20 protein-coding genes and 2 pseudogenes are annotated in these 17,394 nt (G+C 34.9%); 2 read left to right on the top strand and 20 right to left on the bottom strand.

Going from position 1 to position 17,394, the window contains the following annotated elements; genetic code table 11:
- Positions 1 to 3 precede the first annotated feature (3 nt).
- From ACWYN3_RS37705 to ACWYN3_RS37625, 17 genes are all read right to left on the bottom strand, one after another.
- Positions 4 to 1,971 (bottom strand): hypothetical protein, encoded by a 1,968-nt coding sequence (locus ACWYN3_RS37705; RefSeq protein WP_456218771.1) that lies wholly within the window; start codon positions 1,969 to 1,971, stop codon positions 4 to 6.
- Between the two features lie 172 nt (positions 1,972 to 2,143).
- Positions 2,144 to 2,638, bottom strand: a complete 495-nt coding sequence (locus ACWYN3_RS37700; protein ID WP_456218770.1) for a hypothetical protein — start codon at positions 2,636 to 2,638, stop codon at positions 2,144 to 2,146.
- A gap of 9 nt (positions 2,639 to 2,647) precedes the next feature.
- On the bottom strand, positions 2,648 to 3,022 hold the full coding sequence (locus tag ACWYN3_RS37695) for a hypothetical protein (protein ID WP_456218769.1): 375 nt from the start codon (positions 3,020 to 3,022) through the stop codon (positions 2,648 to 2,650).
- Positions 3,019 to 3,492: a hypothetical protein gene (locus ACWYN3_RS37690; RefSeq protein WP_456218768.1), complete on the bottom strand. Its 474-nt coding sequence runs from the start codon at positions 3,490 to 3,492 to the stop codon at positions 3,019 to 3,021. Before ACWYN3_RS37690 ends, ACWYN3_RS37695 begins: the two co-directional genes overlap by 4 nt.
- Complete coding sequence (locus ACWYN3_RS37685; protein WP_456218767.1) at positions 3,462 to 3,974, bottom strand: hypothetical protein; 513 nt, start codon at positions 3,972 to 3,974, stop codon at positions 3,462 to 3,464. Before ACWYN3_RS37685 ends, ACWYN3_RS37690 begins: the two co-directional genes overlap by 31 nt.
- Before the next feature lie 49 nt (positions 3,975 to 4,023).
- Positions 4,024 to 4,407 (bottom strand): hypothetical protein, encoded by a 384-nt coding sequence (locus ACWYN3_RS37680; protein WP_456218766.1) that lies wholly within the window; start codon positions 4,405 to 4,407, stop codon positions 4,024 to 4,026.
- A 103-nt stretch (positions 4,408 to 4,510) separates the two neighbouring features.
- Positions 4,511 to 5,467: a hypothetical protein gene (locus ACWYN3_RS37675; RefSeq protein WP_456218765.1), complete on the bottom strand. Its 957-nt coding sequence runs from the start codon at positions 5,465 to 5,467 to the stop codon at positions 4,511 to 4,513.
- Positions 5,468 to 5,471: 4 nt separating this feature from the next.
- Entirely contained in the window at positions 5,472 to 6,224 is a 753-nt protein-coding gene (locus tag ACWYN3_RS37670) for a hypothetical protein (protein ID WP_456218764.1), read from the bottom strand.
- A complete protein-coding gene (locus tag ACWYN3_RS37665; RefSeq protein ID WP_456218763.1) occupies positions 6,191 to 6,499 on the bottom strand; it encodes a hypothetical protein in 309 nt (102 codons plus the stop codon). The genes ACWYN3_RS37670 and ACWYN3_RS37665 overlap by 34 nt, the downstream gene beginning before the upstream one ends.
- Entirely contained in the window at positions 6,472 to 7,611 is a 1,140-nt protein-coding gene (locus ACWYN3_RS37660) for a hypothetical protein (RefSeq protein ID WP_456218762.1), read from the bottom strand. Before ACWYN3_RS37660 ends, ACWYN3_RS37665 begins: the two co-directional genes overlap by 28 nt.
- Positions 7,612 to 7,647: 36 nt before the next feature.
- Positions 7,648 to 8,913 carry a hypothetical protein gene (locus ACWYN3_RS37655; RefSeq protein ID WP_456218761.1) on the bottom strand — a complete coding sequence of 422 codons (1,266 nt, stop codon included), beginning with the start codon at positions 8,911 to 8,913 and terminating at the stop codon, positions 7,648 to 7,650.
- A gap of 102 nt (positions 8,914 to 9,015) precedes the next feature.
- The gene (locus tag ACWYN3_RS37650) at positions 9,016 to 9,549 is read right to left on the bottom strand and encodes a hypothetical protein (RefSeq protein ID WP_456218760.1); all 534 of its coding nucleotides are present in this window, start codon (positions 9,547 to 9,549) and stop codon (positions 9,016 to 9,018) included.
- Positions 9,525 to 10,064: a DUF5977 domain-containing protein gene (locus ACWYN3_RS37645; RefSeq protein ID WP_456218759.1), complete on the bottom strand. Its 540-nt coding sequence runs from the start codon at positions 10,062 to 10,064 to the stop codon at positions 9,525 to 9,527. Before ACWYN3_RS37645 ends, ACWYN3_RS37650 begins: the two co-directional genes overlap by 25 nt.
- The gene (locus ACWYN3_RS37640; RefSeq protein ID WP_456218758.1) at positions 10,024 to 10,194 is read right to left on the bottom strand and encodes a hypothetical protein; all 171 of its coding nucleotides are present in this window, start codon (positions 10,192 to 10,194) and stop codon (positions 10,024 to 10,026) included. Before ACWYN3_RS37640 ends, ACWYN3_RS37645 begins: the two co-directional genes overlap by 41 nt.
- A gap of 7 nt (positions 10,195 to 10,201) precedes the next feature.
- Positions 10,202 to 10,837, bottom strand: a complete 636-nt coding sequence (locus ACWYN3_RS37635) for a hypothetical protein (protein WP_456218757.1) — start codon at positions 10,835 to 10,837, stop codon at positions 10,202 to 10,204.
- 125 nt (positions 10,838 to 10,962) lie between these two features.
- Complete coding sequence (locus tag ACWYN3_RS37630; protein ID WP_456218756.1) at positions 10,963 to 12,246, bottom strand: DUF5977 domain-containing protein; 1,284 nt, start codon at positions 12,244 to 12,246, stop codon at positions 10,963 to 10,965.
- Positions 12,247 to 12,404: 158 nt separating this feature from the next.
- Positions 12,405 to 13,361: an N-acetylmuramoyl-L-alanine amidase gene (locus ACWYN3_RS37625; protein ID WP_456223290.1), complete on the bottom strand. Its 957-nt coding sequence runs from the start codon at positions 13,359 to 13,361 to the stop codon at positions 12,405 to 12,407.
- A 757-nt stretch (positions 13,362 to 14,118) separates the two neighbouring features.
- Between ACWYN3_RS37625 and ACWYN3_RS37620 the strand changes: the two genes are divergently transcribed.
- Positions 14,119 to 14,826, top strand: a complete 708-nt coding sequence (locus tag ACWYN3_RS37620) for a hypothetical protein (RefSeq protein WP_456218755.1) — start codon at positions 14,119 to 14,121, stop codon at positions 14,824 to 14,826.
- A 285-nt stretch (positions 14,827 to 15,111) separates the two neighbouring features.
- Here the strand turns inward: ACWYN3_RS37620 and ACWYN3_RS37615 are convergent, their stop codons facing one another.
- The 3 genes and pseudogenes from ACWYN3_RS37615 to ACWYN3_RS37605 form a co-directional block, all read right to left on the bottom strand.
- On the bottom strand, positions 15,112 to 15,402 hold the full coding sequence (locus ACWYN3_RS37615; protein WP_456218754.1) for a hypothetical protein: 291 nt from the start codon (positions 15,400 to 15,402) through the stop codon (positions 15,112 to 15,114).
- 11 nt (positions 15,403 to 15,413) lie between these two features.
- Positions 15,414 to 15,785 carry a DoxX family protein gene (locus ACWYN3_RS37610; RefSeq protein ID WP_456218753.1) on the bottom strand — a complete coding sequence of 124 codons (372 nt, stop codon included), beginning with the start codon at positions 15,783 to 15,785 and terminating at the stop codon, positions 15,414 to 15,416.
- 23 nt (positions 15,786 to 15,808) lie between these two features.
- Positions 15,809 to 16,230, bottom strand: a pseudogene (locus ACWYN3_RS37605) (SRPBCC domain-containing protein).
- A 139-nt stretch (positions 16,231 to 16,369) separates the two neighbouring features.
- On the opposite strand from ACWYN3_RS37605, the pseudogene ACWYN3_RS37600 reads away from it, so the two are divergent.
- Positions 16,370 to 17,349: pseudogene (locus ACWYN3_RS37600) on the top strand (GlxA family transcriptional regulator).
- Positions 17,350 to 17,394 lie beyond the last annotated feature (45 nt).

The raw sequence follows: 17,394 nt of genomic DNA, 5'->3' as shown, positions 1-17,394 counted from the left end.
ATTCTACACCAGCACTTGATCCAATAATTTAGGATCAGGATTACTCATGCTTAAATACCCGTTTAATATAAACAGAGCTTCTTCTTTCGTCGCATTTCCAGGAATCACTAAATCTATACCAATTCCATCTATACTGGTAAAACTATCGAAAGGTTTATCACTATCGTTATTGTCAACAGTAAAATAATATTTAATACCATTACCAGTCGCATTTACACCTGCGCTTCCGGTATTGATCATTCCATCAAAACCAAAGAAACGATATTTACGTTCTACACCATTTAAATTTTTATGGTAGGCTCCAAAAGAGATTTGGCTAACCTCCAGATTAACCGGGCCAACTTTTAGTTTAAATGCTTTTGGAATGGTAAAACTGCCACCTTCAAACTCAATGTCTCCATCATCCCAAATACGCAACCTTTCAATATCGATATTAGTAGGCAATACCTTGCCAAGTCCAGGAATATCAGCTATAAAATCAAGTTTTCCTGATACCTGGATATAAAAACCACGAGCTTCTTTTGCAAGGCTAAATTCTCTTACATTTAAGGTGAAAACTTTAGGCAAAGTAAGTGGGAACAAACCTGCCTCGGGTTTTGCAGTAACTAAAAAATCACCATTATCTTTAATCTGTGCTGCAATGTCAATAAATGCGGGTCCATTTCCACTGGTAAAATTACCTATTCTGAGTTTACCGGCAATAGCTGATTCTGTAATGGAACCATGTCTAAAAGTTAACGAAAAAGCATTCAGCTCAGCAGCAAAACTACCAAAGTCACGATATAATACCCCATTAGCCGCTAAAGTTATTTTGCCTGATATTCCTCCAGTACCAATTAACAGACTTTCTCCTATAAGTGCAGCGCTAGCTTTACCTATAGTCTCTTTGCCAAATTTATTAAAGCCTATAGTTGCTTTTTGTACGTATAAGCCTGTAAAGTCTGGGCCGTAACCTGCGGCATCAGCTTCAGGAATGTTTTTCTGACGACTTAAATCGAGCTTTGCATTAGTAAACCCGATTATTAAACCTGTATTACCTATTTCGGAATATTCTGGTATGAGCGATCCGGCAAACTCAAGCTCCGTACCAATACCAGATTCTGTATCGACAAAAAAGGTAGCCTCCACAAATTTAAACAACGTCTTACGATCAGGAATTGGAGTACCGTCTGCGTTAACAGGCTTCAATATATTTATTGGAAACTCTACACCGGCAGATAAATTTAAAGTGGCCTTAATTTTAGGCGTAATCAATTGCCTGATGTAATCCTCTATACCATTAGGCACAATGCGGTTATAAAAAGTTTGCAGGCGCGTTTTGGCAATATTTAAATCGTCATTAAATATATAAAGTGAAAACAGCAGGGCCGAAATGCTTTTAGGGATGTTTACATTCTTATTAATTAAAACAACTACCGCATCTACTGTAGGCTCTTGATTTTGAGCGAGTGTCAATTTCGCTTTCGGATATAAGCCATTAACATCGTTTATTAAGATTTGAAATTTGCTTTGTGTCTCATCATCACTTTCAATAAAATAATTAAGCACATGAGCCAGTACCTCATCTTCATTTATTTTAAAGATTCTTAAACCTAAGTCGTAAAAGGCCTCTGGCGTGTAAGCGAAGTTTTCTATTTTAAAAGAACGTAAAAAAGCCAGCATCTCCCATTGGTATTCCAGTGAAACCGGAAATGAAGAGATCGTAGAATCGCCATCCACGTCAGGATTTAATACCAAACGCAATCCAAAAGGCAAATTTAAACCAATGTTGCCAGTTACAATATCCAGGCTATAAAAAGCTGAATCACCTCTTTGACTTTTAGAGTATTGCAGATTCTTATAATGGATTTTATCCAGTAACAGGTTTAATCCATCCTCGGCAAAATGCAAAAACTCTGGCAAATCATCTGTAGTGATCACTTCTGATAGTGCCGGATAATATCTTTTTGTTATAGGTTTGGTAGCTGGCATGTTATTGTATTTATGCTTTTTAATGGACCGTTTATCCTTTTTTTATTTCTATTACAAAAATTCTCATTTCTTATTATCATCTCGTCTTTTTTCCACACACGACATGCATGCAATAGAAAAGATTAAATTCCACATCAAAATATTTAATTTCTTTGTACTACATCAACTCTTATTATATTTCTTCCATACCATCTGGTTTTGGGAAACCAACAAAGTAAACACCATAATTAGACGATTGCCATGTACCGTTTAATAATTGGATCATAATATCTATAGTCTTCACTAAACTTTGTGTTTTGATAGGATAACGCCATTCAGATTTAAAATAGTCATCTGCCTTTCGGTTTTCAAATGCGTTTAAATCTGCTATGCTAAGCTCAATTCCTTTTGATAGAATCAGAATTTTTGTTTGTTCAAAAATATTAATCAAACTATTCTTATCAGTTTGATTCGAAATGTGATTATCCAACAATATATTTACGACACCAATATTTTCCCCATTTCTATTATAATAACATTCATAATAGATCTTTTGAAGACTTTGAGAAAATGTATTAAGCCCCAAATTTTCGTAGGTATTACAAATGAAGTCACTCAAGACTTCAATAAAACTTTCAGGAATCCAAAATCCTTTACCTTCATATTTAATATATGCTTCTCTTGCCATACTTATTTTTTAATTAATTATTTCAAAGTGAATAGAATTCACCAAATCTTTATATACATAATTTGGATTGTTAATGTGGTTTAATATATCGATTCTTAGTTTAGGATTAAATTCATCATAGTTTTTAAGATCCAGTATTAGTTTATCTAATGCTGGTAATCCTGATTTTGGGGAGGCAATTTTTAAAAAATGCCCATCAATTGAATTAATTAATTGTTCACAAGAATCGTCGTACTGATGTATCCATCTATTACTCTTAAAAGCTATTTGGGGAGTACCCATAACATCAAAGCTTTTACCTGTTTCAGTTCCTGTTGTTGCAATAGCATCACCAGCCTCGTTTATCAAATTCGGTCTTAAATTCGCTTCATATTTAATATTCATCTCCACACAAGTGTTTCTAACTCATGTTGTGCATATTTTCTGGTAGTTCTGATGTCCACCCATATGTTACCTGCTCTTAGTGTTTCAGCAAGTCTAACAACTTTTGATGCATACCATTTATTAAATCCATCAAGTTTATTTACATTAAAAGCAACCTTCTCTACATCCGAAAGTTCATTCCAATACCTTACGAAATCAGAATTTCTTTTCAAATTCAACGCAAATTCACCAGGAACAGAACTAAAACTGTCCAAAAAATTTAACTTATTAACTTCCTCCAACGCAAAAATTTCAGTTCTTAGCGCTGCACCATCATAAAACTTAATCGCAGCCTTCGTCCTATTCGAAAATTTAGCGACTTCAGTGTCATACCTAATTCTATATAGGCCATTTTCAAATATCTTTATTCCATTCTCAAGAATATTTCTTTCATTAATCGTCAATTTTGATAAGGCTTCTGCATCTGCCAACACTTGCTTTCCAATACCAATAAATTCTGCTGCATCTTTTTAGCCGAATATGTTTTAAGTATTCCCGATCCGACAACTGAAGAGCTACCCAAACTCAAAGCGGCACCTCCATACATCATTAATGTTAAAATAGTATCATGATCTTTAGGATACCTTTGTATAATATAGTTTCGGAACGCACTATCCTGCGCCAAATAGGCACTAGTATCTCCAGCTACCATACCAATCCCGGCTATTAATCTGAGGTAACTAGCACCACGTATAAAAGCAACGACCTCCCCCAGGCCAACTGCCATAGATAATGCAGTAAGACCTGCAACAATAATCTTTTCGACAAGTTTGGTTTCCTCTTTTTGTAAGAGATAATCCACAAATCCACCAAATGTTAAAAAAGACTTATCTACAAAGCTGGTTGTTTCACCTAAATCAATAAAAGAAGGATTATCATAAAAATATATACCCACTAAATCAAAATGTCCCACTTTTATCTTTGTCTCTTCATAGCTTGCACAAATTGCAACCGTATAGCTACTATTGGTTGGTTGGAATTCCCAAACTATTTGTGTTCTGAACCTCAACCTTATTAATTTTAGAACATATCTTTTCTACAAAAAATATGTTTTCATTATCCTTTTTCTCAATAGTGTATTTTACTTTATTTTCATTTCTTATGTTGCCCCATACAAAAAGTGTATCTGTCTTTTTCTTTAGCTCTTGCAAAGTATAGTCTATCTTATTTACCTCAGGCGGTAATACGATTCCATTCTTTGCCAGTACAAGTCGTTGTAGAGTCTTAATAAATGTTGTAAAATTGTCAGCACCAAAGTAATCGTCAATTTTATCAAACAAAACCCTATATAAGCTTGTCTCAATAAATTCCTGCTTATTATTCAGTATACCAGATCCAGAGGGCAATAAAGGGAATAAGTAATAGTTAGGTTTAAGCGATTCTATTTTATTGCTAATAAGTTTTTCCAGAAAGTCTTTCGCCTGATCATTCGTAACTGATTCTATTACTCTAATAATTATAGTCTCTCTCTGTTGAAAGCTCTTTTGTAAAAGAAAAATACCAATCCATTAAAGGCATTTTACAAAAAGTTATTAAGATGGATATTTTTTGATCAACCGATAATGTACCAAGCATATTGTATCGATACAATATATCGCATATAACATATAATTGTGCTGAGTCGTTCAGGTTTTTTAACTCATTTTTGTACTTCGCATAAATTTGCAACCATTTTTTCAGACCATCTCTATAACTTATCAGGTTATCTTTATAAAAAGTATTAGTAGGATTATCAATGATTTTAAATTCTCCATGCGTACCGACTATTGTTGTAAATTGATTAAATGCTTCAAGCATTTGAGAATTAACTGTTTTTATTAAAGAAGCAACTTCTGCTACCAATCTGGCATCAGACTTTGATGTTTTAGTTTCTAAATCATAAAATTCTTTGTCCTTTAAAATATCATAAAATGTTTTTGCGGTCGGATTGTCCGTAAAGTCTTCGCATACATAATATGGCACTTTACGTGGTTGATCATCATATGCATTTTTGGGATTATTGGGTCCCTTATAGTCACTGGTATATTTCCAGGTATAAAAATAAAAACATAGCCCTGTCTCATCTCTTAAAACACCATATATATCATCATTTATCACCGCTTCTGTTAATTCTGGATGGTCTTTAATGATGAACACGATATTCTTCCAGACGCTCATATCTACACCATGGTATTTATCCTTTTCCCTCTTCTTTTCATTAACCATCAATATTTCAAACTTTTCTTTGTCTACGTAGTCTAAGAATACAGTCGAATTGTATTGATAAATAGCATAATAGGTTCTTCCGGCATAGATAAACTCGGCTACTTTTCCATCTTTAGTGAAAAAAATATTGTCAACACCTCCAAAGTTTGATGCTTTGTATACTAAATTGTTTTTTTGAAAAACTACAGCGTAATCACTCATAATCTTAATGTATTATTTCGTTGTCAGCATCAGCACTTAATCCTTCTATTTCCTCTTTCACATACCTACTGCTATACCCACTTGTAAAATGACATTTCCTATCTAAAGAATACACTATCACATCGGTAGCCGGTATATATAATTTTAGTTCGCCTGTCCCATTTTCCGCTACTAAACCCAATTTATATTTCTGGTAGGTGATTTTTTCGGGCGAGATGAGCTCGTTGTCATCCCCGAAAAGATCAACTAGAAAAAGCCTCGCATTAATTAAACTATTGGTGTCAACCAAAGCTTTTAATAAGTCATTTTCGGTTTGGGTAAGGCCAAGAATAATTTTATTTGGTGTACTGCCATCCTTTGCCTTTAACAGTAGACCGTTAATACTTTGGGTATCATCTCTAAATAACTGCAAGCTATAGTAATAAGCATCAGGCAACTGGTAGGTTTTAGTACTCGACACCGCACCAGATACCGAAGGATACGATCTGGTATCAGCCGTAACACTTCCGGTTATAGCAGTAACATAGTTTAATAAATCTACCGTTTCGCTTAGATAGGTTACACGTTTTAAGCCTGATGCTGCATCCACCCCGGTATCAATTACATCAGTTACATTTAAAGTTTGCACTGCTGAAATACCTATCGCAGTACGGTTAAAAGAGTGATTAATAAGTTTCAGCTTTTGTGAAGACAGGATAGAGTAGTCACTGTTCTCAGTTGCTTTTAATAATGGAGTGGCATTAAGCAAGTCAAACACATCATCAAAAAAAAAATGGCTTGTGACATTTCCGGATCTCCAACACTCCCCTGCTGCTCCAATGTATATTGATAGGCATTACCTTGATATATCAAAACGTTAAAACTCGCCATATTTAAGCTGGTATTCCCTGCTGTAACAGCTGTATTTAATAAAACAACAGACTGGGTATAACCAAGGCCACTATTGCCGGTCATCTGGTCAGGGTTAAGTTGGCTTGCCGCTATAAAATTGTTCTTAGCTCCTTCTATCTCAGCCGCCTGACCATATAACATAGTATTTGCAGTACCATCAGTAAGCAATTGCAAATAAAGTTTATTTTATTCTTAGTGTTGCCCTTGCTTTGTGTACTCTCATCAATCAGTAGTGGCCAGCCTCTGGTTTGGTAAGTTGCATCAGTCAAGGCATCTCCTGAAGTACCTGTCTTTAAATTTTTAGTGTCCGTACTACTTACTAAATAATTGCCATAAAAATTATATGATCGCCCTCGGTCGCTTTGAATGTACAGGTAAAGTCTGTTCTTACTATAAAACTTCGAGACCAATTGGTCATAAATTTCCTGGTCTTTATATTTTTTGCCCTCTAGCTGTATCGTACCCTTGCCTGCATGAAAGCCATAATAGGCAGCCACATCTAAGAACTGAAAAATCTGTTCTTTCTTTAGTTTTTTCTGGAATGAGTCTGTTACCGAAGCAAGGTTAATTGATGCACTTTTGGCTCTTGCATAGGTTAAATCAAATAGGAACTCATTGTTGGGCAAAGGCAATTTATAATCACCATAATTTAATACTACATCAATCCCGCATTCTCCATTAATAAAATTAAAATTACCTAACCATGCACCTTTTTGAATCATAGGCAGCTCAAAAGCAATCTCAGTTTTCTCTACAAACTGGCCGCTGCTGTCTACATATTCAGAATCTTTAAAAAAGAACTGATCCAGAGATAAATTTACAGGCTGATTTGCCGGATCGAAGCCCATGTATCTGGCCAAAAAAGGAGGCACATTGCCATTGTCATAATAAGCACTAAAGCTTTTGTTAACTTTATTGATAAAATCGGATGTTCCTGTAGAAGCCGGTAATACGTTATCGCCCGAAAAGAAATCACTCTTTTTAAGTCCCCGGTAAATAAAGTACCGAATATTAAAACCAGTAATAGGCTGTGAATAAGGGCGCAAGATTAAGTTAACGACATCACTATTTTCAGTTTGAGGTTGCACCAGAATTACGCCCTTGCAAATAGCGAAAGCTTTAGCCCCGGTACTGCTAAACTTGGCAGTGATATTAAAATCGTTTTCAGATATGGGGCCAAATGCTTGTTCTGCAGATTGACTTAAGCCATTAGTAGCAGTAAAAAAATGCGAATCTGGAGTGAATGAGATCATACTTGCTCTATGTTTGTATTTTATTTATCGGTTCTTTTACCCTGATATTCTTGTGTTTGTTCGACTAAAAATGTTAAAACTCAGATCATTTTCTCCAAGGCTCTGCATGTAGCTGCTTTTATCCTGGTTCATTAAGTTATTAAGTTTTACAGTATTTTCAACTTCATTAAACACATCATTTTGAAGCGGTTGACTAGGGTTGATTGTAAACGTATGTTTCAAAAATTCACCTGTTGCCGGCAAAGCCTGAGTAATTGTATTAAAAGAACTTATTCCTGCTAAACTTTTTAAAACACCGGATGTATTTACCATGAGATTTAACTCAGTCTCTGGCAACAGTGCTTTATACTTTTCCTGTATAGCCACTATAGCAGCATTTTTTATCTGCAATTTTTCCTTATTAATGTAAGTCCGGTCGGCATCAATTAAGGTATTTCCTTCAATCCACAGGGCTTTCGAATCCGCATATATTTTTACAATCTCCTGTTTATCTTCTGTTAGCTGAATTTTATCCAGGATATTAAGTGATTCCACATATTTCTTAAACCAATTTGCCTCCTCGTCATCACCTTTTAAAGGTTCAAAAGAGACATTAAAGATGATATAAGTATTTTCTACCTCCTTATTCTTGTATAACAAGGTGTCACCTTCAAGCTTTAAATCATTTGGGTCTGCATTACTAAAATCATCCCCGTCATTTGTCGAAATCATTACAAGCATACCTTTGGTTAATTTTCCGGCACTTACAGGGTTTTCCTCTGCCTGCAGACTAATAATACCAGCATAACTTGCCTCCAACTGGGCTTCGGGCTGTGCATCGGCAAATAACTTTTTAACCAGTGAGGTTACCGTGAATACCTGACCGACAATACCTGGTGCTAACTGCAAAGCTGATTGGTATTCTGCCTGATTAAGCATATCAAATTTGGCTTGCAGCTGATCATCTTTTACGGCGGTTATTTTAACCTCTAAAGCAATAGAATCGGCATTTGCAGGTATTTTAACAGCCAGGTTGCGTTGTATTCCTAAATTATAATTCTGGTTTACTTTTATAACCCGCATATCTTGCACAGCTGCTGATTCAATCAGCTCATCTCTTTTTTGGTACTTTATACTAGTCGCTACGGCAATTCTATCCTTTCCACCAAAAGTATCTTGCCAAAAATTACCCTTGCTCATATAGTTAACTGTGTATAACTGCAGGTTAATGTAGCCAGCATTTTTTAAAACCTGATTTTCTTTTTGTGTTGTAGACATTCCTGCTGCAGGCAGCCAAAATTTTTTAGTTCCTAAAATGGGCATGATAATTTGATTGCGCTTGTGTAATTAATACGATTTTAATACCTGTTATTTCTTCTTTTCTGTCAGTCAACAATAGTTATCCAGGCTATAATCTCAGGAAAATTATAACCGACTGGTATTAGCACTGAAATCGGAATGTCTGTCTCTGGTCTCATTTTGCGTCACAGCAGGGTATATCTGATCAAAAATATTTTCCAGATCAGAGGGTTTATTATAATCCTTTCTCACAAAAAGTTGTATTCTCCTTTGTTTACCATAATAGTTGGAACCTGTAATCTGGTAGTTTACCATCATATTAAAAGTATATGGATATATAAAATCTTCCGTATCAGGAAGTATAAAACCAATACCACCACCATAACTAGAGGATCCCTCAACTGTTGACACACCTGCATTTCTATCAGGTTTAGCTCCATTTATACTACGAATACTAATTGAAATTCCTCCTTGATAAGGCGACTTAGCCGTAATTACACAACTTAGGCCACAACCAGCTGTTTCATTTATTTCTATTTTAGCAATATCGTTTGGCCTAATATTTTTGCTAAACGCCTTGTTAATTACTGTTGATTCAAGGGTAGCAAAAAAGTTTTGCGAATCTTTTTTATTATTCAGATAACTAATAACCCTAGCCATCCTCCAAAATGGAAACTTAATGGTTTTTTAAGATAAAGTTTAACATTAACATCATCTTTGTTCATTTTAAATATGATCTCATTATTTTCTTCACCAAATAATATTGGTTCAGATTTATCTACATTGTTAATCGAAATGGATTTGCTCAGTGTTGTATTCGTTTCATCTATAGTATTAATAATTTTCAGGGATGCCTTCAATAAAGTTTGCGTATCACATACACCATTTTCATTTGCATTTAATTGACCCAAAGCATCAAAATTCACCTGGTCCTGATCGCCCTTTAATTTGGCATCTGTATCACTTACATTGGAAAAATAACTCTTACTAAACACCACAGAACTTCCTTGTCCTGACAAACAATCATTTTTCACAAAACCTGCCGTCTTCTCGTATTTATAAGCCGGATTTATAGGGCACTTATCTAAGTTTTGAAACGGAGCAATAAATTCAGGCTCTGCCGATGTATTTAATTTAGAGGCCTGCGGTAATCCTGATAACCTTGTAGGTGCCATTCACATCTAAAGGCTCTCTGTACAAAGGGTTATTGGCATCCTTAATATCAGATCGCACTTTTAGCAAAGTTTTCACAATCTCTCTGCCTGTATTTATTCTGACACCATTGCTTGCATTTATTTCTTCCATTTCTATCCTAATTAAATTTGAAGATTATACCATCTGTTTCCTGCCCGGCATTTGGAGCGCTTTCAGGTACCAGGCCTGCACTGCTTATGTATACAGAATTGTTGGGTATGTAATGAATAATACCACTAATACCAATATTTGCAGATGGAGAAAATGTTTGAGTAACTGTAAGTGTGTTCACGTCAAATGCCCACAGTTTAGCTATCGAGTCTTTTGTAGCATCATTAAAAACACTACCGCCAATATAAATCATGTTCCTTAACGGATGGAAATTAATAACACCAGGTCCGACGAAAGATTTTCCTTCTTTATCAAGATTTATTCTTTTGATTATTGTATTACTTTGCGTATCAATAACAATAATACCACCTGTGGTTGATGTTTCACCTACATAGATTTTATTATTGGCAATATCGTTATAATAGCCCCTTGATGTCGCTGAACCACCAGGAGAACTGTTAACACATAAACCAGAAATACTACTGACAAGGGTTAAGTCACTGTTATAGATATCTACCTTATTGCCATAATAATCGTAAAAGATAAATATTTTACCATTAGCAGAACTGATATAGACTGCACCGGTTATACTGAAGTCACTTGGAGTAGATTTTACAGCCTCGGTATCTGCATCAATAATCAAAAAACCACTGCTACCAAATGCCCAGATTTCATTACGGGTTCCTATATAGAATAAATTTCCTCTTTGATAGGTTCCATTAGCACCATATGCAATTGTCCTGAGTAGCTTTTTTGTCCCGCAATCAATTACCGATAGTCCACCTCCATAAAACGAATTAATATAGAGCTTATCAGTTGACTGATGATAATAAGCACCGGATGGCCTTGATGCACCTCCACTTGTGCAGGTATTGGAATTAGCGTTGCGTTTGTTCCATTAGTTAAGGTAACTGGATTAAACCATATCACTCCATTTAGTGTTGAGTCAAAATAGAATAACATATTGTCTTTTGATACAGCCGGATTGGCAGGTGACGCAAATCCAGTGAAGACAGTTTCTTCCTGAATAGTGGTTTCACAATAACTTGTGGTCTTATCTCCAATCCATTCGTACTCAACCGGCGAAACCGTACAGATTCCTTGTGTATTGGCATAATTTTGCCCATTAGCTAAAATATCATTTAAAGCTAACTGATTCGCCGCATCCTGAGTATTAGCAGTATAAGTATAGGCAGCAACTTTGTAAATAACTGTGCTTCCAGTAAATTCTAAATTACAGTTATTACGCATAAAAGTTTGACTCTGTACCGTGTTCCAGAATTTAGTCTGAATACAGGTGCCATTTGCATTTGCGTATTCCTGTTTGTTTTGATCAAATAAAGCCCTTGCCTTATTGTCTGCATCTGCCTGACTTATTCTAGAGTTGAAAGCACCAGCAGCTATTTTGTAAAGTACACTTGTCCCCTCAAAACCCACCTGGCAATTATTACGGATAACATTCTCTGCTATTTCTGCTGATAAATAAGGAGATGTATTTTTTACAACTACCTGTTTGGTAATCGGGCTGCTACCAGACAGGGTAGCCGTAATGGTTAGCGTCTGGTCATTAAAATCATGATCATCTCTAATAGTTTGGAGTGTATTTCCAGTAAAAGTAGCCCCCTTGGTTGTGCTAAAAATATATTTACTGGTTAAATCTTCGGCCGTTCCATCAGAAAAGACCTGTACTATTTGATAGATAGCAGAATCACCCTCATTTATAACATCAGGTCCTTGTATAAGGGTCGAAATGGGTACTTTACAAGTAGTAAATAAAAGAGTCTTTATACCCGACCAACCCTCCTTACTTAACAATCTTAAGCCAATAGCATGCTGACCGCAATATATTTTTCCGCTAAAATCTCTGCGTTCGTCAATAACCAATACAGAGTTTAAATACCATTGGTATGCCAAAATACTTTGTTGATCCTGAGGATTACTAAAGACTGCCTGGAAATTAACAGTTGTATCAATAAAATAAGCTGCACCTGCTAAAGAAAAAGCAGGGCCTATAATGCAATTGCTTTGAATATTTTGAGAATTACTACTCATTAGCTTTATTTGATGGGGCGATTATAATTGGTTTATTTTTTGTCTAGAGAACTAAAGTAAGGTAGACTTATTTTATTGAACATACATTATTTATATGTTAACAAATTAATACAATTATCCAGTTTTTTTTTATTTTTGAGAAATTCAACGTATAACTTTCACAAAAGTAACTCTTTTTTTATCCACTGGTTAGACAAAACAAGCTTAATCCATCCATTTTTTTCCTCAATACCAAAAACATCCTGATTTTTTTTAATGGATCCTACTTTGGGATATTCAGTACCTGGTCCACTCCTTATATTTAAAAAAACATCAGTGTTTACAAGATAACGGACAACATCTTGCGTTTGTAATGCATCTACCCAGTGCTGAGCCGAATTAGATATTCTATACCATCCATTTATTATTTCGTAAACTCTAAGTATCGCTCCAAAAGTTGGCTTATCTCTATTTTTCACCATATCACTAATAGCATCTGGTGCAACCCTAATATTTAAAGCATCAGTAGTAACACAAGCATATTTTAAGACTTGTGCATTTACAGAAGTATTTTGCCCCTTCAGCGCCATGCTTATTAAAGGAAGAAAATTTTGCTCACATTGAATTACCTTATTACCACCAAAAAAATTGGTTCCAGGACAGCTTTTATTGTTTTTTATCCCATTATTTCTTTCGCCCGTGGATAGATTAAACCAATGGTGATAGACTATTTTATTACTACTAACCACTATACCAAATTTCTTGCATAATGCTGCTGTCATCCTGATGATTGTATTTTTGTGTGCATCGGTCATAACGTCTTTACCTATATCGAAATTCCCCATGTTTTCAATGCAAACCGCATTAGCATTAAAACCATAAATACAGGCAGGAGAGTTTTCCAGACTGCGGCCTGTCAATATGCTTCCATCTGGAAATGTCGTAAAATGCTGCGCAATATTCATCCATCCGTTATTGTTGATATGATAATCTTTCATACCTTTTTGAATCTCGAAATGATTATCCCCAGTAAATGAGACATAACTTGGGTTCCAGGTATGATGCTGCTGGATGTATAACATTGTTTTTGCGACTTTTAATTTTGATATCCATTGTTCAAATTCGGAGATATCCATTTTTGCAAAACCTATTTTCGTCATCATATTGATTGGTTTCATTAAAGACCCATATTTTAAAGTATTAAATAGACAAATTTAAAACAAGGTAACATAAATATATTTACAAAGAAATAAATAACTACATTTTGTTAATATAAAAATGATTTAAGCAGATCAAAAGTTCATTATTCATATATTAAAAGCAAAAAACCATCCTTTATTTTTCTTTGTAAAAAATCATAAATTACAATTAAAGAAACAAACACAATCAAAAAGATTAAAAACATATCCATTATAAATAGAAAGCTATATACAACAACTATAAACATCTAATAAATTGAACCAAATGTTGAACAGTATAAATTCCTCTGGTATTAAAGAACCTGGCCGAAAAACTTATCCATATCAACGGGATACCAATGACAAACTTAAAGTTGTTCAGACGGTTTTATCAGATCTATCCTGAGATTGGCCAGACAGTAGCAGACCAATTTGGCTAAATGGAAGTGCCATCAATTTTAAATTATCATTATACCAGTAATCAACTGCCATTGGCCAGCCCATTAGTTTTGCGGAACAACTTTCCATTCCAAAGAGAAGCTTTTAAAACCGAATGCAAGTGAAGGATTTTAACGACAATAAAACATTTTTGACAGATTTGGGCTAGCCCGGCTTTCTGTCTATATTAGTTACTTAAGGAATAAGCTTAGTTAACCCATATCTGAATATTAATGATTTTTGACAACTTTCATTTTCATATAATTCCATCAATGTAATGTACAAGGCAGAAGAAAATATTTATTGGACATTTAGTTCCTCCGCACAGGCCATTGCGGCGTTAATCGGCTTTCTTGCAGCAGGATTTTTCTTTATCCACGAAAGAATGGATAGAGAAGTAGAAAAGGATGAAACCCTTATAGAAATCTATACTGATATTAAAAAACAATACTTCTCGAGACTCAAATCTTTACTGTGGCTTACCGGGCTATCCATAATTTCAAGTTTGGCCCTCGTCTATCTTAATGGATTTGATTTAGGGGTGTATTCAATAATCCTTATAATAATCGTGGGTGCACTTAATACTTTTACAATTGTCCAGGCAATGTTATTCGTAATATTTATTGTGAACCCTTCTAAAATTGAAAATACAGCCGATAAATTGATTGAAAATGATAAAGAGTCTTTTGATAATAAGAGTTCTCATATGATATCAAGAAGTGGGTTCCTGAGAAGATTTACTGCATTGGAGAAAACGGCACGAGACATTTTGACCAAAAATCAGAGTTTGAGAGCTGATGCCAGCCGATCCCGACAGTTTATCCCTTTTCAACTGGTCATAAAAGAACTGTCTCATGGAGGAATTTTAACCCGAGATCAAGTCAATAAATTCAATCGGGTAACCAAACTAAGAAACCTGGTTTTCCACGGAGAGATAGAGGTTATTGATTCAAGGGCAGGAACTATTGTCGATGATTCTTTTTAACGTCTGTTCGAACTGATTTATTGAAGTATAACACCAACAGATTATTTTGAAGCAAGAAGTAATGTGTATTTGAAGTGACTTATTTCTTTAAAATGGCAATTTTTGATAAAGATTTATGGATAAGAATCCTTATCAAAAATTTTTCTTTGTAAACGATTTCAAATATTACCACCTGCTAAACGCTTAGTATCCACCTCACATCGAAATCATCAGTTAATTCAATTAGTTTTTGGTCATCATCATTATTTACTGAAAAACTTCTTTTATCCGATTCCATTTTTTTGATTAGCTCTTTCCTTTCATTGGTGTTTTTACAGTAAAAAAAATAGAAATATAATTCCCTAATTTTCGTCCTTCGTTATGTACCAGGTCCGAACCATGAATAATTATCCTATCAGAAACCAATGATCCGCTAACAACAGGCTTTTCAATGTAACCAGATAGTTCTTTTTCAAAAGTTTCAATTTGCAATAGTCCTCCAAAACAGCTTTGATAGAAACTAAGTGCTTTTTTACAATTCCCTGAAAATGTTACGAAGACCACACTTCTAAATTTATCGTGGTTATACTCAATCATGGTTTCATAAATTAAGCGGCAGAAATTTTATCTCTATACACATAAGAAACAGCAAGTATACCAAGTACTATGAGTGGCAGTAGCATAAACCAAATATTTTTATCTACACAGGCATGACTGATGAAAGCAAAGATTAAATTAAATGTAAGACCTGCATAGGCCCATTCTCTTATTTTAGCTGGTGTTTTAGAATAAGAAATAGCAAAAATGCCGAGTACTTTACAGATGATAAGTGTATGGGCAAAGTAATCTGGATAGCCCAGAGGCTTCGTGCCTGCATTCACATACTCTGGGGCAAATAGCATAGTAGCCAGTGGCATTATGCCCTCCCAAAGTACTATGATACCAGTTGCCAGCCAAAAAATTATTTTATTCCTTTTCATAATATTAAATAATTAGTGCTGGATTAATTCATTGATTCAACATATTTCACAAAGTTGTTCAGGATAGCTTGCCATCCTTGCTTCTGAAATTCAGGGTCATTTTCTGTTTCAGCATCAAATGTGGTTGTTATAGTGGTTTTTCCATCTTGTTCCGCAAACAGAGTAATGACCTTTCTTTCGTCACCCAGAGTATACGCAATTTCCTTATGTAATTCAACTTCGTCATAAATACCCTCAAAGTCAAAACCGAAGCTACCGTCTTTGGCTTCCATTTATACTTAAATTTACCTCCTACAGTTAGATTGTTTTCACTGCTCGGAGTATGCCAGCCTGAGTCTGGAGTATTCCATTGGATAATGTCATCTGGAGTATTCCACGCTTTCCAAACTTTTGCTACGAGAACATTTGCTGTTGCTCCAACCGTAATTCTTATTGCCTGTGCCATAATTATTTTTTGTTTGTTAAATTTTACTATTCAAAGATACATTGGCGCATAAGATCAGACCTATTGTGAAAATGACAATTTTCAGGGTGAATTATGACAAAACTATTTTCGTAGCTTAGTATCTTAATGTATAACTAATATGCGAATTTCAGTCTTTGTGCCTGAGTATGGGGTAATTGAAGCCATAACTCCGCCCTATAGAAGCTTCCATACTGCCAATGAGTTTTTAATCACGTTCGGTAAAAAACCAATTTTTGAGGTAGAATATGTAGGCTTAAACGAGCATGTGCCGGCGAACAATGGTGAGTATATGATTAAGACCGATAGATAGGTCTCAAAGATGTTACTGAAACAGACTTGCTGATTATCCCCCCTACCTTTGGCAATACCATAAAAGGAATAGAAGCCAATGCAGAAGCCATACCCTATTTTAAAAAGCTATATAAGAATGGTTCAAGTCTTGCCAGCTTGTGTATAGGTGCTTTTTTATTGGCTGAGACAGGTTTGCTCAATGGTAAAAAATGCTCTACACATTGGGCTCATATAAATGAATTTAGAGAAAGATATCCGGAGGTGGAGGTAGAAGATGGAGCTATAATAACAGAACATGATAATATTTATAGTAGTGGCGGAGCAAGTAGTTTATGGAATTTAATCTTATATCTTATCGAAAAGTTTGCTGATAGAGAAACAGCGGTTATGATTTCTAAATACTTTGCTTTAGATATTGGCAGAGACAGCCAATCTCAATTCGCAATGTTCAAAGGACAAAGAAACCATGGTGATGTGGAAATTCAAAAAGTACAGGATCATATTGAAAAAAACTATGAAAATAAAATAACAATAGAATCACTGGCAACACTAATTAATATAAGCCGTAGAACATTCGAAAGGAGATTTAAAGAAGCTACCAACAATACATCCATAGAGTATATACAAAGGGTAAGAATAGAAGCGGCCAAAAAATCTTTTGAAGCATCAAGAAAAAACATATCAGAAATAATGTTTGACGTAGGCTATACGGATACAAAAGCATTTAGAGATATATTTAAAAAGATTACAGGGCTTACTCCAATTGAGTATAGAAATAAGTTTGCAAGAGTAACGAACGAAGTGTAACTATTTCTTCCCGAATCATTTACCTATCTTTAACAAAGTAACGTG

It is taken from the genome of Pedobacter sp. NJ-S-72 (assembly GCF_053890575.1).
The sequence above is the reverse complement of the archived record's forward strand: the minus strand, read 5'-3'. Positions and strand labels throughout refer to the sequence as shown.